Here is a 14,676-nt window from a genome sequence, read left to right on the forward strand (position 1 = left end):
AACCGCCGACCCCCTCCGTGTAAAGGAGATGCTCTACCAACTGAGCTAATCACCCCCGCTGTGTGGAGTCGCATTATAGGGAGAGTTGAAAATGAGTCAACGGCTTTTCTAAAGATTTTGTTCGTTCGTCGTAAAATTAAACAAAACGATCGTGAAACCGCCAGTGATGCATGATTTCTAAACAAAAACGGCTATCAACAAGGATCTGGCAGCAACAAGATTGAGGAATCAGGCGGGAGTGATAGAATATTGCCCACTTTCGTTTCCAGGATATGCCGGTTGTCGGCATCTTTATCACTGTAAGGCCACTTCATGAAAATCAAAACTCGCTTCGCGCCAAGCCCGACCGGCTATCTGCACGTCGGCGGCGCGCGTACTGCTCTCTATTCCTGGCTGTTTGCTCGCAACCAGGGCGGTGAGTTTGTGCTGCGTATCGAAGACACCGATCTCGAACGCTCCACGCCGGAAGCAATCGAAGCCATTATGGATGGTATGAACTGGCTTAATCTGGAGTGGGATGAAGGCCCGTATTTCCAGACCAAACGTTTTGACCGCTACAACGCGGTAATTGATGAGATGCTTGAAGCGGGCACGGCGTATAAATGCTACTGCTCGAAAGAGCGTCTGGAAGCCCTGCGCGAAGAGCAGATGGCGAATAATGAAAAGCCACGTTATGACGGCCGCTGCCGCCACGATCATCAGCATCATGCCGCGGACGAGCCGTGCGTGGTGCGTTTTGCGAACCCGCAGGAAGGATCGGTCATCTTTGACGATCAGATCCGCGGCCCGATCGAATTCAGTAACCAGGAGCTGGACGATCTGATCATCCGCCGTACCGACGGTTCTCCAACCTACAACTTCTGCGTGGTGGTTGATGACTGGGATATGGCGATCACCCACGTGGTGCGTGGTGAAGACCATATCAACAACACCCCACGTCAGATCAACATCCTGAAAGCGCTGAATGCGCCGGTCCCGGTTTACGCGCACGTGTCGATGATCAACGGCGATGACGGTAAAAAGCTCTCCAAACGCCATGGCGCAGTCAGCGTAATGCAGTACCGTGACGACGGCTATCTGCCGGAAGCTCTGCTTAACTATCTGGTGCGTCTGGGCTGGTCCCACGGCGATCAGGAGATCTTCAGCCGTGAAGAGATGATCCAGCTCTTCACTCTGAGCGCGGTAGGGAAGTCCGCCAGTGCCTTCAATACCGATAAACTGCTGTGGCTGAACCATCACTACATCAATACCCTGCCGCCGGAGTACGTTGCGACCCAGCTGCAGTGGCACATTGAGCAGGCCAATATCGACACCCGCAACGGCCCACAGCTGGCCGACCTGATTAAACTGCTGGGCGAGCGCTGCAAAACCCTGAAAGAGATCGCGGAAAACTGCCGCTACTTCTATGAAGAGTATGACGAGTTTGATGCCGACGCAGCGAAGAAACACCTGCGCCCGGTTGCGCGTCAGCCGCTGGAAGTGGTTCGTGACAAGCTGGCCGCCATTACCGACTGGAGCGCTGAGAATGTGCACCATGCCATTCAGGCGACAGCGGATGAGCTGGAAGTCGGGATGGGTAAAGTGGGTATGCCGTTGCGCGTAGCCGTAACCGGTGCCGGCCAGTCTCCTGCTCTGGACGTTACGGTCCACGCGATTGGTAAAACCCGCAGCGTGGCGCGTATCAACAGAGCGCTGGACTTTATTGCTGAGCGCGAAAGCCAGCAGTAATCAGTAAGCAATAAAAAAACGGCAGGTTTCCCTGCCGTTTTTTATTCCGCTGGCTGATGAATATTCAGCCGCACCAGAAAACCCTGAATGCCTTCCCGCGTAAGCAGCATTTCAAGTCGCTCTTGTTCCGCTAAGGTCATATTCTCCAGCGCATTGACGATCCCAGGCAGCACGGCAACGGGTTTCGCGTCACCGTAACTGGCCGCGGTCTCTGCCAGCTGGTAGAGGGCCTGCCGTTTACGAATGGCCGGAATATTCATGATGTGACCACGCACCTGCGCATCAATATGAATGAGGCGCGCCCGTCCACCTTTTACGCCATTAATGCCTTCCGTTTTCCAGCCATTCTTGCGCACCCAGCGGTTAACGGTCTGCCTGGCGACACCCAGCGTCTCTGCCAACTCTTCGGTGGTCATTTTGCTACGTAATTTTTTCATATCAGTTCTGATCGCGAATCCCTAAGCGTTGTAACAATCCGGAGATCCCTTCCCGGAGTAATAAAGAGGTCAGCTGTTTCTGTTCTGTCGGCGTCATTTCATTGGCCAGCGTTATCAGCAAGGCCTGCAGGGAATTATCGGCAGAGGCTTCCGCTAAAATTGCTGCCTCCGGGGCTCGACGCGCATTGCGTATAAATTCCCGTACTTTCTCATTAACATGGACCAGACGCGCCTTACCGCCCTGAACGCCAGGTTTTGGCGACGTGGACCAGCCCTCTTTACGCACCCATTTATTGATGGTCTGACGGCTATAACCAGTGAGACGGGCCAACTCTTCTGGCGTCATTCGTTCCTTGATCATGCAATTTCCTGAGTAAGAGTGTGGGTAATTAATGGTTCATTTTATAACACCGTTTTACTGGAAAACGTGACCAGATTAACTCATGGCTGCGAGCGTCCTCGCAATGTGATTCATTTGCATGAATTTTCAGCGGTTGAACGCCAGAGTGAGAATTTGCCGTTGACACTCAGCAAGGGAATTCATATTATGCCGCCCGTCAACACGACACGCTTTACGCGATGGGGCTATAGCTCAGCTGGGAGAGCGCTTGCATGGCATGCAAGAGGTCAGCGGTTCGATCCCGCTTAGCTCCACCAAACTCTGAACCCAACAGAGTCTGGTGCGTAAACAAAACTGTGGGGCTATAGCTCAGCTGGGAGAGCGCTTGCATGGCATGCAAGAGGTCAGCGGTTCGATCCCGCTTAGCTCCACCAAAATTTAAACCCTCGCCGAATGGCGGGGGTTTTTTTATGCCTGCAATAAACCCTTTACTATCACCGCGTTGACAAATAATTATCTTTTTTAGGTAAAAACTTTACTTTATGTAATGACTTTTCCTGGCCTGGAATGTTGTGTCATGGTTTTAAAGAATCTATCATTAAAATGAATTTAATATCGCCAGGTAAATAGTTAAATAAATTTAATGAAAAGCATAGTTAATATTAACGGCAAAAGCTTCCTGCTTGCTCTGGCGTTATGCATGATTGTCGTGCCTTTTTCCCGCCTTATTTCACCGAAAGCTATTGTCGATGGTTTTGAGGTTTATCTTGCATGGATGCCGCTGAGCGTCATGCTGGCGATGATATTATTATTTGGCCGTCAGGCCATCCTGCCGATTATTATCAGTTTTGCCATACTTAACGAATGGAATTTACAACTGTCGGCAAAGCAGGATGTTATCCTCCTTTTTTGCCAGGTCTTTAGTACCTTCGCGGTATGCGGCATACTCCGCTGGCAGGTAGGACCGCGCTGGCGCTACCATGTCCCCAGTCGCTTTATGGCCGCGCGCATTTCGTGGCTGGGCTTTGCCCTTCCGCTGGCAATAAAATTATCGATGTACCTCGCAGGCTATTTTTGTGATTTTCCCGTTACCCTCGCCAATTTCACCGACCGAGGCTCGGAGATTTATCATGTCGTCGATATTCAGAGCCTGGTGTGCGCCGTTATCATCTTTACGATGCTTTTCTATTATCCGTTAAGAATGATTATTAATCCGAATTATGCGCGTGCCTTCTGGCGAAGAAATATGCGTAATTCATTCTCATCCCGAAACCTGTTATTTACATCTGTATTACTTCTTTGCCTTATTTCTGTGCTTTTTCTGCTCTGTATACCCTTTACGTCCGATATTATTGCCGGCTATCTGGTACCTGTTATTTTCATTTTATTCACAATTGGCATCAGTCGCTTTCGCTATCCCCTGATTATTCTGGGCTGGGCGATAAGCGCGTTGCTGCTGCTGACCTATAACAGCAACTTTTTGCAGGGGGTACAGAACGGTTACTCGCTGGCGTTCGTGCTGTCGGTACTTATCTCCTTCGCCATCTGTCTGGCTTACATGTCGCGCATTTATCAGCGCAGCGAATGGCTTAAGCGCGACTGGCACGAGAGGGCGCTGGTCGATCCGCTGACCGGCTTGCGAAACCTGCGCGCCCTGGAATCCTTTCTGACGGACAACAAGGGCACCACCCTGTGCTGTTTGCGAATGGATAATCTGGAATTCCTGAGCCGTCATTATGGCCTGATGATGCGCGTGCAGTGTAAACGCGCCATTATTCGCCAGCTGCAGCCGCTGCTGATGCGTAATGAACAAGTTTTCCAAATCCCCGGAAACGAACTGGTGATAGTGCTTAGCGGCCCGGAAACGGGAGCACGGTTACAGCACATCGTGGATCATCTGAACAGCCGCAAAATCTACTGGAACAACACCGGTCTGGATATTGAGTTTGGCGCCGCCTGGGGAGGCGTGGAGTACAGATGCGGCGAAAGTCTCTACCACACGCTCGGTCAGCTCAGCTGGCTGTCGGAAAAGTCCTGTTCGGCGCATCAGGTCCTGTCCCTGAATAACAGTCTTGAAACGGTATCGGGGCAGACGACGGAGCGCGTCCTGATGCTGAGCAGGGTGAAACGGGCCCTGGACGAGGGCGGTTTACGCCTGTATGCCCAGCCCATCCAGAGTAGCGAAGGCATGGGCTACCACGAAATCCTTTCGCGTCTGGAGAGCGAGGGCGAGCTCCTGACGCCGGATAAGTTTCTGCCGCTGGTGGCGCAATTTAACCTCAGCCGGCGCTTCGATATCAGCGTGGTGGAGGCGCTGCTGACATGGTTGCGGGACCACCCCACAGACGCGCTCTGCCCGCGTTTCTCGGTGAACCTGATGCCCTTAACGCTGATGCAAAAAGAGGTCGCGGCGGAGATCATTGCCCTTTTTGAACGCTACGGGGTAAAACCGCAGACGGTGATCATCGAAGTGACCGAAGAGCAGGCGTTCTCCAATTCGGAAGTCAGCATTGCCAACATTCATCAGCTGCGTCACTACGGCTTCAAACTGGCTATCGACGACTTCGGTACCGGCTACGCCAATTACGAACGTCTCAAGCGCCTGCAGGCGGATGTCATCAAAATTGATGGCTGCTTCGTGAAGGATATTTGCAGCGACACGATGGATGCGATGATTGTGAAGTCGATCTGCAATCTGGCGAAGACACGGTCGCTGTGCGTGGTGGCGGAGTATGTCGAAACAGAGGAGCAGCGCGAGATGTTGCTCGCTTCTGGGGTGGACTATCTGCAGGGGTATTTAATCGGCAAACCGCGCCCGCTCAGTGAATTACAGGCATAAAAAAACCGGGGAGGATAAATCCCCGGTTTTTTTTAAGCTGATTACAGAACCAGTGCAGCGATAGACGCAGACAGCACGCTGACCAGCGTAGAACCGTAAACCAGCTTCAGACCGAAGCGGGAAACCACGTTACCCTGCTCTTCGTTCAGGCCTTTAATCGCACCCGCGATGATACCGATAGAAGAGAAGTTAGCGAAGGAGACCAGGAAGACGGAGAGAATGCCTTCGGCGCGCGGGGAGAGGGAACCGGCGACTTTCTGCAGATCCATCATGGCGACGAATTCATTAGAAACCAGTTTGGTTGCCATAATACTGCCCACCTGCAGCGCTTCGCTTGCCGGCACACCCATTACCCAGGCAATCGGGTAGAAGATGTAACCCAGGATACCCTGGAAGGAGATACCCAGAACGGCAGCAAACAGGGCGTTCAACGCGGAGATCAGGGCGATAAAGCCGATCAGCATCGCCGCAACGATAACCGCCACTTTGAAACCTGCCAGAATGTACTCGCCCAGCATTTCGAAGAAGCTCTGGCCTTCGTGCAGATTAGCCATCTGCAGGTTCTCTTCACTCTCATCCACGCGGTACGGGTTGATCAGCGACAGAACGATAAAGGTGCTGAACATGTTCAGAACCAGCGCAGCAACCACGAATTTTGGCTCCAGCATAGTCATATACGCGCCCACGATAGACATGGAAACGGTAGACATTGCGGTGGCCGCCATGGTGTACATACGGTTGCGGGACATTTTGCCGAGGATATCTTTATAAGCGATAAAGTTCTCAGACTGACCCAGGATCAGGGAGCTTACGGCGTTGAAAGATTCCAGTTTGCCCATGCCGTTCACTTTAGACAGCACGGTACCGATAGCGCGGATCACAATCGGCAGAATGCGAATGTGCTGCAGAATACCGATCAGGGCAGAGATGAAGACGATAGGGCAGAGAACTTTCAGGAAGAAGAATGCCAGACCTTCATCGTTCATTTTACCGAATACGAAGTTGGTCCCTTCATTAGCAAATCCGAGCAGTTTTTCGAACATCTCAGAGAAGCCCTTCACAAAGCCCAGACCCACGTCTGAGTTCAGGAAGAACCAGGCAAGCAGCACTTCAATGACGAGTAACTGAATAACATAACGAATACGGATTTTTTTGCGATCGCTGCTGACCAGCAACGCAAGCACGGCAACGACAACAAGTGCCAGGACAAAATGTAGGACGCGGTCCATATTTGCTCCAAATATGAGGCAGGTTTAATTTCGCTGCACATTCTATGAAACAAGCGTAAAGAAAACGAGATCAAAGCCACACTATAGTCACGTCCTGTGACGAGACTCAAAAATAGTGACATGAGATACATTTTTGTTATGTTGTGTAAATGAATTAAAAGTTAAGTTTGTGTGCTACGCTTCACAAAGGTGCGCGCTTTTTGCCCGCTTGCTTATCCACTATTCCAGCCTGCTTATTGTTCTTCGCTATCACTGCAATCACAATAACCTTTTTAAATGAACTTGATAATCATTCGCATTTTGGTAGCATTAAACATAGCAAAGGCTATATTCCTGAGGCAAAAATGAGCAACAGTCGCGTTGATGAGAGTAGCAGTGGCAGAGCAGCACGCAAAATGCGGTTTGCATTAATGGGACCTGCGTTTATTGCCGCCATTGGCTATATCGATCCCGGTAATTTTGCGACCAACATCCAGGCCGGGGCCAGCTTCGGCTATAAACTGCTGTGGGTGGTGGTGTGGGCCAACCTGATGGCGATGATGATCCAGGTGCTGTCGGCAAAACTGGGCATCGCCACCGGTAAAAACCTCGCCGAGCAGATCCGCGACCACTATCCGCGTCCGCTGGTCTGGTTTTACTGGGTGCAGGCCGAGATTATCGCCATGGCGACCGACCTTGCGGAATTTATCGGTGCCGCGATCGGCTTTAAGTTGATCCTTGGGGTATCACTGCTGCAGGGCGCGGTATTAACCGGTATTGCCACCTTCCTGATCCTGATGCTGCAACGGCGCGGGCAGAAGCCGCTCGAAAAGGTGATTGGCGGCCTGCTGCTGTTCGTCGCGGCGGCCTATATTGTTGAGCTGATCTTCTCCCGGCCTGACTTCGTTCAGTTAGGTAAAGGAATGGCGATCCCGAGCCTGCCCACCACCGAAGCGGTCTTCCTGGCGGCCGGGGTGCTGGGTGCGACGATTATGCCGCACGTGATCTATCTGCACTCCTCGCTGACCCAGAATCTGCACGAGGGGTCGCGGCATGAGCGCTACTCCGCGACCAAATGGGACGTGGCGATCGCCATGACCATTGCCGGGTTTGTGAATCTGGCAATGATGGCGACCGCCGCGGCGGCCTTCCACTTCAACGGCCATACCGGTATTGCCGATCTCGATCAGGCCTATCTGACCCTGGAACCTCTACTCAGCCACGCGGCGGCGACCATTTTTGGCCTGAGCCTGGTGGCGGCGGGTCTCTCGTCGACGGTGGTGGGTACCCTGGCGGGGCAGGTGGTGATGCAGGGCTTTGTGCGCTTCCATATTCCGTTGTGGGTGCGTCGCGCCGTCACCATGCTGCCGTCCTTTATTGTGATCCTGATGGGGCTGGATCCGACCCGCATTCTGGTGATGAGCCAGGTGCTGCTGAGTTTTGGTATTGCACTGGCGCTGGTGCCCCTGCTGGTGTTTACCAGCGACAAAAAGCTCATGGGCGATCTGGTGAACAGCGTAATGGTCAAACGGGCAGGGTGGGCGATAGTGGTGCTGGTGGTGGCGCTGAACCTGTGGCTGCTAATCGGTACGGCATTGGGGTTATAAAAAAGGCGCCGCGAGGCGCCTTTTCTCTGTTAGTGACGATGACCGTGTCCGCCATGACCGTGGCCGCGGCCACCGCGGTGGTCATCACGATCGTTCCAGCCTTCGCGATAGCCACGCTCATAGGCGTTACGTTTATCCCAGCCACGATGGTAGCCGTTGTCATGTTTGTGCCAGCGTTTGTCACGCCATTCATAATTACGATGCCAGTAGCCGCGGTCACGCCAGCCGCCACCGTCCCAGTAGTTACCGTAATTATCGCGATCGCCAATTTGTAATTTTACGGATGGCAACAGGGTGATTTCGCCAGCATTAGCGACCAGCGGGGCTGAAGCCATTAATACTGCTGCCAGAATCAGGGACCTGAACATTATTATTCTCCTTCACGATCGGAGCCGTAACCGGCTTGTTAATGCAATTTTAAGGGGCGGTAAAGCCCCGGATAATCGCTTTAACTCCTAATTCAGAAGGCGTAGCACTTTTTGCTAAAAGTGCTTTTATTCTGCGCTGTTCAGGATCGATTCGATTTCGCTAAGTTCCTCAGGCGTGAAATGACGATTTGCCAGCATGCCCACGGCATCGTCGATTTGCGCTGTTTTGCTGGCGCCAATCAGCACCGAGGTGATGGCCTCGTGATGTAATACCCAGGCCAGCGCCATCTGCGATAATTTCTGGTTCCGGCGTTCGGCCAGCGCATTGAGTTTGCGCACCTTCGCCAGCTTCTCTTCCGTGATCTGATCCGGGTTGAGGAAGCGGCTGCCGCTGGCGGCGCGGGAATCTGCCGGAATGCCGTTCAGATAACGGTCGGTCAACTGGCCGCCTGCAAGTGGCGAAAACGCAATACATCCCACCCCTTTCTGCTTCAGCACGTCCAGTAATCCCTCTTCAGGCGAACGTTCCAGCATCGAGAATTTAGGCTGGTGGATCAGGCAGGGAGTGCCCAAATCATTGAGGATCTCGATGGCCTGTCTGGCCAGCTCTGCCGGATAGTTGGACAGCCCGACGTACAGCGCCTTGCCCTGACGCACGACGTGGTCGAGCGCTTTCATGGTCTCCTGCAACGGCGTTTCCGGATCCGGGCGGTGGTGATAGAAGATATCAACATACTCCAGCCCCATACGTTTCAGGCTTTGATCGAGGCTGGCGATCAGATATTTACGCGAGCCCCAGTCGCCGTACGGTCCGTCCCACATGGTATAGCCCGCTTTGCTTGAGATGATCAGCTCATCACGCAGGGCGCTGAAATCTTCCTGCAGGATGCGCCCGAAGTTACGCTCTGCCGAGCCCGGTGGCGGACCGTAGTTATTGGCAAGGTCAAAATGCGTAATGCCCAGATCGAAGGCACGATGTAAAAGTTGACGGCTGTTTTCAATCAAGGTGGCATCGCCAAAGTTGTGCCACAGCCCGAGGGAGATGGCGGGCAGCTTAAGGCCGCTTTGCCCGCATCGTTGATACTCCATTGATTGATAACGATTTTGATTCGCCTGGTAAACCATGAGTTTGTCCCTCTGCGTCAGAAAGTCATTCAGTGTATACGTTTACACCATGACCGAGGCACACAGATTACCGCGCAAAAATACGTAAAGCATGGTTTCCATGATCTGATTATCGCCATTCCTGGACAGCTATCACGCTTCTTCAATACTCAAAGTGAAGTCAACATTATAAGGATAATAGTCATGCTTACCCCCTACACCGTCGCCGATTACCTGCTGGACCGCCTTACAGATTGTGGTGCCGATCATCTGTTTGGTGTGCCAGGCGACTACAACTTGCAGTTCCTCGATAACGTTATCGCCAGCCCGGATATTGGCTGGGTGGGTTGTGCCAACGAATTGAACGCGGCCTACGCCGCCGATGGCTACGCGCGCTGCAAAGGGTTTGCCGCGCTGTTGACCACCTTTGGGGTGGGCGAGCTCAGCGCCATGAACGGTATCGCGGGCAGTTTCGCCGAGCACGTACCGGTTCTGCATATTGTGGGCGCGCCGGGAAGCGCTTCGCAAAAAAGAGGGGAGTTGCTGCACCATACCCTCGGTGACGGCGAGTTCCGTCACTTCTATAAAATGAGTGAACCCGTCACCGTTGCGCAGGCGCACCTCACCGAACAAAATGCCTGCTATGAAATCGACCGGGTATTGACCGAAATGCTCCGGGAGCGCCGTCCCGGCTACATTATGCTGCCAGCCGATGTGGCAAAAAAACCTGCCAGTCCGCCTGTAAGCGCTCTCATTGACCGTCTTTATGAAAGCGATAGTTTCCGCCTTGACGCCTTCCGCCAGGCGGCGGAGAAAAGACTGGCAGCGAGCGAGCGCACCGCGCTGCTGGCCGATTTCCTGGTCCTCCGTTACGGCCTGAAAAACCAGCTTCAGCGCTGGGTGGAGCAGACGCCACTGGCGCACGCCACCCTGCTGATGGGGAAAGGGATTTTTGACGAGCGTAAACCGGGCTTCGCAGGCACCTACAGCGGCTCCGCCAGCGCCGGTGACGTCAACGAGGCCATCGAAGGTGCCGATACGGTGATCTGCGTGGGAACCCGCTTTACCGATACGCTTACCGCCGGATTCACCCACAAGCTTACGCATCAGCAGACCATTGACGTTCAGCCCCACGCCTCGCGGATCGGGGACGTCTGGTACACCGGGATCCCGATGACCCAGGCCATTGAGGTACTCGCCAGCCTGTGCCATCAGTACGCCAACACCACCACGGCGGCCCGTCCGGCCCGGCAGCTGCATGCGGTTCATCCCGGCTCGCTGACGCAGGATAGCTTCTGGAAAACGCTGCAAACCTACATTCGCCCGGGGGATATTATTCTGGCCGATCAGGGAACGTCGGCCTTCGGCGCTGGCGCCCTGCGTTTACCGGAAGACGTGAATTTTATCGTTCAGCCGATTTGGGGCTCGATTGGCTATACCCTTGCCGCCGCCTATGGCGCGCAGACGGCCTGCCCGGACCGCCGCGTAATAGCGATCACCGGCGACGGCGCAGCACAGCTCACCATCCAGGAGCTGGGCTCGATGCTGCGGGACAAACAGTGCCCGGTGATCATGGTGCTGAACAACGAAGGCTACACGGTCGAGCGTGCCATTCATGGTCCGAATCAGCGCTATAACGACATTGCGCTGTGGAACTGGACGCAGATCCCGCAGGCTCTCAGCCTGGATTGTCAGGCCGAGTGCTGGCGGGTGAGTGAGGCGGTGCAGCTGGAAGAGGTGCTGGAGAGAGTGGCGCACCCGGAACGGCTTTCGCTGATTGAGGTCATGCTGCCGAAAGCCGATGTTCCGCCGCTCCTGAGCGGCATTATTCAGGCGCTGGAAGCGCGCAAAAGCGCCTGATTATTTCTCATCGTGCCAGGCAGCCATCATGGGTCTGCCCGCCAGCAACAGCCAGGCGGGCAGCATCACGATACAGAGCAACGGCAGCAGGGTGGTGTCTGGCACCACCACTGCCGCCATAAACAGGCTCAGCCACGCGTCCCGGGTGACAACCAGCACCAGTCCCAGAATCGAACAGGAGATGGTGATCGCCGCCGGAACCGCCTCGACGTGCTCGTGCAGCATTAACCCCAGCGCGACGCCGATAAACACCGCCGGGAAGATCCGCCCACCGCGAAAACCGCAGGCCGCTGCCACCACCAGCGCCGCCAGTTTAATCAGCGCAAAGAGCAGATAATCTGAGACGCTGAACAGCTGGCCGAACGCCATCTGCTGCATCTCATCCAGCCCTTTAAACAGCGTAATATTGCCCCCGATAGCCCCGAGGATCCCCAGAATCAGCCCGCCCACACCGAGAATAAGCACCGGGTGTTTCAGACGATGCATCAGGCGGTGCAGACGCGGCAGGCACCAGACCGCCACCATTCCCAGCGCAATAGCAATGGCGGCGACAATCGCCCCGCTGAAGATATCGACCAGCTGCATCTGGCTGTAGTGGGCGATGGGCAGCGAAAAGTGGGGATGGAAAAACAGGCTGGTGGTCAGGGCCCCCGCGGCGGCGGACAACAGCGGGGCGAACAGACGATCCCAGAGCGGGATCTCGCTGTTGCCGCTCAGGGTCTGAGAAAAGATCAGCGCCGCCGCAACGGGGGTACCAAACAGTGCGCCGATGGTGCCCGCCGAGGCGAGAATGGTCCAGTCAAGGGCGTTCACCCGGGGGAAGATGCGCGAGCCTACGGCAACGGCGAGGGCGATATTCACCGCCATGACCGGATGCTCCGGCCCGAGGCTGACCCCGCCCGCCAGGCCGATAATCAGGGCGATAATCAGCCCGGGCAGGGCGGCCGCCTCGACCGGTGCGCCAATCAGGGGCTCTTTCGCCGGGTCCGGTCCGGCATGACCCGGGCTATAGCGGATCACCAGCCCCACGGCGATACCGGTCAGGGTGAGGGTCAAAATCACCCAGGCCGGGGAACTCGCGCTAAGGCCGACCGTAGAAGGCAATGACGTCCACAGTATTGCCTGTAATACTGAGGCAACTTTCATGATCACAATCAGAATCAGGCTGGAGGCGACGCCAATAATCAGCGCGGGAGGGGCCAACAGCAGCATTGTTCTGGCTCGCGGATGGAGCATGATGATTTCCTTGTAAAAAATGGCGGTCTTTACTTTGCACGCTCAGACTGATGCTAATAGTGCAAATGGTGCTGAAACGGTAAAGTTATTCTGTGACGAAGATCGATTATCCTGGGGTGCTTTTATTCAGGTCGTTGTTGTTATCGGGCCTTGAATTTAGAGTGTGCCAAAGAGTTATTTTGACTTTAGCGGAGCAGTAGAAGAATGACAAAGTATGCTTTGGTAGGTGATGTAGGAGGCACTAACGCGCGTCTGGCGTTATGTGACGTCAACACCGGTGAAATTTCGCGCGCTAAAACCTATTCCGGTCTGGATTATCCCAGCCTTGAAGCGGTGGTTCGTGTCTATCTGACCGAGCATGATGTCAGCGTGGAGGATGGCAGTATCGCCATTGCCTGCCCGATTACCGGTGACTGGGTGGCGATGACCAACCACACCTGGGCGTTTTCCACCGCGGAGATGAAAGCCAACCTCGGCTTTGCGCATCTGGAAATTATTAACGACTTTACCGCGGTGTCGATGGCGATCCCGATGTTAAAGCCGGAGCATCTGATCCAGTTCGGCGGCACCCAGCCGGTAGAAGGTAAGCCCATCGCCGTCTATGGCGCTGGCACCGGTCTTGGCGTCTCGCATCTGGTGCATGTCGACAAGCGCTGGATCAGCCTGCCAGGCGAAGGCGGGCACGTGGATTTCGCGCCGAACAGCGAAGAAGAGGGCATTATCCTCGAAGAGCTGCGCGCAGAGCTGGGCCACGTCTCGGCGGAGCGCGTGCTCTCCGGCCCTGGGCTGGTGAATCTCTACCGGGCGATCGTCAAGTCTGACGGCCGTCTGCCGGAAAACCTCCAGCCGAAAGACGTGACCGAACGCGCGCTGGAAGATAGCTGCACCGACTGCCGTCGCGCGCTATCGCTGTTCTGCGTCATCATGGGGCGTTTTGGCGGTAACCTGGCGCTGAATCTGAGCACCTTTGGCGGGGTCTATATCGCGGGTGGGATTGTGCCGCGCTTCCTCGAGTTCTTTAAATCTTCCGGTTTCCGCGGCGGCTTTGAAGACAAGGGCCGCTTCCGCGACTACGTCCGGGACATCCCGGTATACCTGATCGTGCATGACAACCCAGGCCTGCTGGGTGCCGGGGCGCATCTGCGTCAGACCCTCGGCCAGGTGCTGTAACCCTTCCTCCCCGGTGAACGTCCGTTTACCGGGGATCATCCTCACAGGTGCATCAGCTGGCGAAACTCTTTCACCTTGCTGCGACTCACCGGCACCTGAAAATCCAGATCCTTTAGTCGCAAAATGTAGGTGTTGTTAAACCAGGGCTCGATCTCGCGGATCTTGTGCAGGTTGACGCAGAACGAACGGTGACAGCGGAAAAAATGGCTCGTCGGCAGCTTGCTGCAGAATTCGGTGATGTTCATCGGCATGACGAACGACTCGCGGCGGGTATAGACAAAGGTCATCTTCTCATGCGCTTCGGCGTAGTAAATATCGTCCACCGGCGTCACGATGATGCGCTCATCCTTAATCAAATTAATGGTGTCATTTTCACGCGTCACTGGGGAGGCGGCGACCTGTCCCGCGCCGGACTGCTGCTGCCAGGCTTGCTCCAGCTTTTGCAGCATGCTGACGATCCGCGACTCCTGATACGGCTTCAGAATATAGTCAAAGGCTTCCAGCTCGAAGGCCTCCACCGCATGCTCTTTCCACGCGGTAACAAAGACGATAAAGGGCTTACTGGCAAACTGGCTGATGTTTTGCGCCAGCAGCACGCCGTCCAGCGACGGAATATTGATATCGAGAAAAATGGCGTCGACCCTGTTGTGCTGCAGAAATTTCAGCACGTCCAGCCCGTCCTCAAAGGTGCCGACGATCTCCATCTGGCTGTGTTCTTTGATCAACCAGCTCAGCTCCTGTTGTGCGAGTATTTCATCTTCCACAATGATGACTTTCAT

Annotated in this window: 12 protein-coding genes and 2 tRNA genes; 7 read left to right on the forward strand and 7 right to left on the reverse strand. The window is 54.7% G+C overall.

The genetic code is table 11. From position 1 onward, the window contains the following. Window positions 1-312 precede the first annotated feature (312 nt). Window positions 313-1,728 (forward strand): glutamate--tRNA ligase, encoded by a 1,416-nt coding sequence (gene gltX, locus V7Q49_RS00005; protein ID WP_106994676.1) that lies wholly within the window; start codon window positions 313-315, stop codon window positions 1,726-1,728. A 41-nt stretch (window positions 1,729-1,769) separates the two neighbouring features. Here gltX and V7Q49_RS00010 read toward each other — a convergent pair whose 3' ends face one another. Together V7Q49_RS00010 and V7Q49_RS00015 are read right to left on the reverse strand one after the other, a co-directional pair. Next, window positions 1,770-2,165 carry a YfeC-like transcriptional regulator gene (locus V7Q49_RS00010; protein WP_333848703.1) on the reverse strand — a complete coding sequence of 132 codons (396 nt, stop codon included), beginning with the start codon at window positions 2,163-2,165 and terminating at the stop codon, window positions 1,770-1,772. A 1-nt stretch (window position 2,166) separates the two neighbouring features. Next, complete coding sequence (locus V7Q49_RS00015; RefSeq protein ID WP_333848704.1) at window positions 2,167-2,526, reverse strand: YfeC-like transcriptional regulator; 360 nt, start codon at window positions 2,524-2,526, stop codon at window positions 2,167-2,169. A gap of 220 nt (window positions 2,527-2,746) precedes the next feature. Here V7Q49_RS00015 and V7Q49_RS00020 point away from each other — a divergent pair. From V7Q49_RS00020 to V7Q49_RS00030, 3 genes are all read left to right on the forward strand, one after another. Next, a tRNA-Ala gene (locus tag V7Q49_RS00020) sits at window positions 2,747-2,822 on the forward strand. Between the two features lie 41 nt (window positions 2,823-2,863). Continuing rightward, window positions 2,864-2,939: transfer RNA gene (locus V7Q49_RS00025), tRNA-Ala, on the forward strand. A gap of 209 nt (window positions 2,940-3,148) precedes the next feature. Continuing rightward, on the forward strand, window positions 3,149-5,344 hold the full coding sequence (locus V7Q49_RS00030) for an EAL domain-containing protein (RefSeq protein ID WP_333848705.1): 2,196 nt from the start codon (window positions 3,149-3,151) through the stop codon (window positions 5,342-5,344). A 41-nt stretch (window positions 5,345-5,385) separates the two neighbouring features. Here the strand turns inward: V7Q49_RS00030 and V7Q49_RS00035 are convergent, their stop codons facing one another. Continuing rightward, the gene (locus V7Q49_RS00035; protein ID WP_333848706.1) at window positions 5,386-6,573 is read right to left on the reverse strand and encodes a NupC/NupG family nucleoside CNT transporter; all 1,188 of its coding nucleotides are present in this window, start codon (window positions 6,571-6,573) and stop codon (window positions 5,386-5,388) included. Between the two features lie 344 nt (window positions 6,574-6,917). Between V7Q49_RS00035 and V7Q49_RS00040 the strand changes: the two genes are divergently transcribed. Beyond that, window positions 6,918-8,159, forward strand: coding sequence for an Nramp family divalent metal transporter (locus V7Q49_RS00040; protein WP_333848707.1), 1,242 nt, complete (start codon window positions 6,918-6,920; stop codon window positions 8,157-8,159). A gap of 29 nt (window positions 8,160-8,188) precedes the next feature. Here the strand turns inward: V7Q49_RS00040 and ypeC are convergent, their stop codons facing one another. Together ypeC and mgrA are read right to left on the reverse strand one after the other, a co-directional pair. Continuing rightward, entirely contained in the window at window positions 8,189-8,527 is a 339-nt protein-coding gene (ypeC, locus tag V7Q49_RS00045) for a DUF2502 domain-containing protein YpeC (protein ID WP_333848708.1), read from the reverse strand. Between the two features lie 126 nt (window positions 8,528-8,653). After that, complete coding sequence (mgrA, locus tag V7Q49_RS00050) at window positions 8,654-9,652, reverse strand: L-glyceraldehyde 3-phosphate reductase (RefSeq protein ID WP_333848709.1); 999 nt, start codon at window positions 9,650-9,652, stop codon at window positions 8,654-8,656. 183 nt (window positions 9,653-9,835) lie between these two features. Between mgrA and ipdC the strand changes: the two genes are divergently transcribed. Beyond that, complete coding sequence (ipdC, locus tag V7Q49_RS00055) at window positions 9,836-11,491, forward strand: indolepyruvate decarboxylase (RefSeq protein WP_333848710.1); 1,656 nt, start codon at window positions 9,836-9,838, stop codon at window positions 11,489-11,491. On the opposite strand, the gene V7Q49_RS00060 is transcribed toward ipdC, so the two are convergent. Further along, a complete protein-coding gene (locus V7Q49_RS00060; protein ID WP_333848711.1) occupies window positions 11,492-12,727 on the reverse strand; it encodes an ion channel protein in 1,236 nt (411 codons plus the stop codon). A 204-nt stretch (window positions 12,728-12,931) separates the two neighbouring features. Here V7Q49_RS00060 and glk point away from each other — a divergent pair, with 204 nt between their 5' ends. Next, on the forward strand, window positions 12,932-13,897 hold the full coding sequence (gene glk, locus V7Q49_RS00065; protein ID WP_333848712.1) for a glucokinase: 966 nt from the start codon (window positions 12,932-12,934) through the stop codon (window positions 13,895-13,897). Between the two features lie 41 nt (window positions 13,898-13,938). Here the strand turns inward: glk and V7Q49_RS00070 are convergent, their stop codons facing one another. Continuing rightward, complete coding sequence (locus V7Q49_RS00070; protein ID WP_333848713.1) at window positions 13,939-14,676, reverse strand: LytR/AlgR family response regulator transcription factor; 738 nt, start codon at window positions 14,674-14,676, stop codon at window positions 13,939-13,941.

The sequence above is a fragment of the Leclercia sp. genome, from assembly GCF_036780805.1.
GTDB lineage: Bacteria > Pseudomonadota > Gammaproteobacteria > Enterobacterales > Enterobacteriaceae > Enterobacter.

Coding starts and splice junctions, on each gene's coding strand:
- V7Q49_RS00030 (WP_333848705.1), top strand. CDS start 3,149: ATGAAAAGCATAGTTAATATTAACGGCAAAAGCTTCCTGCTTGCTCTG.
- V7Q49_RS00010 (WP_333848703.1), bottom strand. CDS start 2,165: ATGAAAAAATTACGTAGCAAAATGACCACCGAAGAGTTGGCAGAGACG.
- V7Q49_RS00060 (WP_333848711.1), bottom strand. CDS start 12,727: ATGCTCCATCCGCGAGCCAGAACAATGCTGCTGTTGGCCCCTCCCGCG.
- mgrA (WP_333848709.1), bottom strand. CDS start 9,652: ATGGTTTACCAGGCGAATCAAAATCGTTATCAATCAATGGAGTATCAA.
- V7Q49_RS00015 (WP_333848704.1), bottom strand. CDS start 2,526: ATGATCAAGGAACGAATGACGCCAGAAGAGTTGGCCCGTCTCACTGGT.
- ypeC (WP_333848708.1), bottom strand. CDS start 8,527: ATGTTCAGGTCCCTGATTCTGGCAGCAGTATTAATGGCTTCAGCCCCG.
- gltX (WP_106994676.1), top strand. CDS start 313: ATGAAAATCAAAACTCGCTTCGCGCCAAGCCCGACCGGCTATCTGCAC.
- glk (WP_333848712.1), top strand. CDS start 12,932: ATGACAAAGTATGCTTTGGTAGGTGATGTAGGAGGCACTAACGCGCGT.
- V7Q49_RS00040 (WP_333848707.1), top strand. CDS start 6,918: ATGAGCAACAGTCGCGTTGATGAGAGTAGCAGTGGCAGAGCAGCACGC.
- V7Q49_RS00035 (WP_333848706.1), bottom strand. CDS start 6,573: ATGGACCGCGTCCTACATTTTGTCCTGGCACTTGTTGTCGTTGCCGTG.
- ipdC (WP_333848710.1), top strand. CDS start 9,836: ATGCTTACCCCCTACACCGTCGCCGATTACCTGCTGGACCGCCTTACA.
- V7Q49_RS00070 (WP_333848713.1), bottom strand. CDS start 14,676: ATGAAAGTCATCATTGTGGAAGATGAAATACTCGCACAACAGGAGCTG.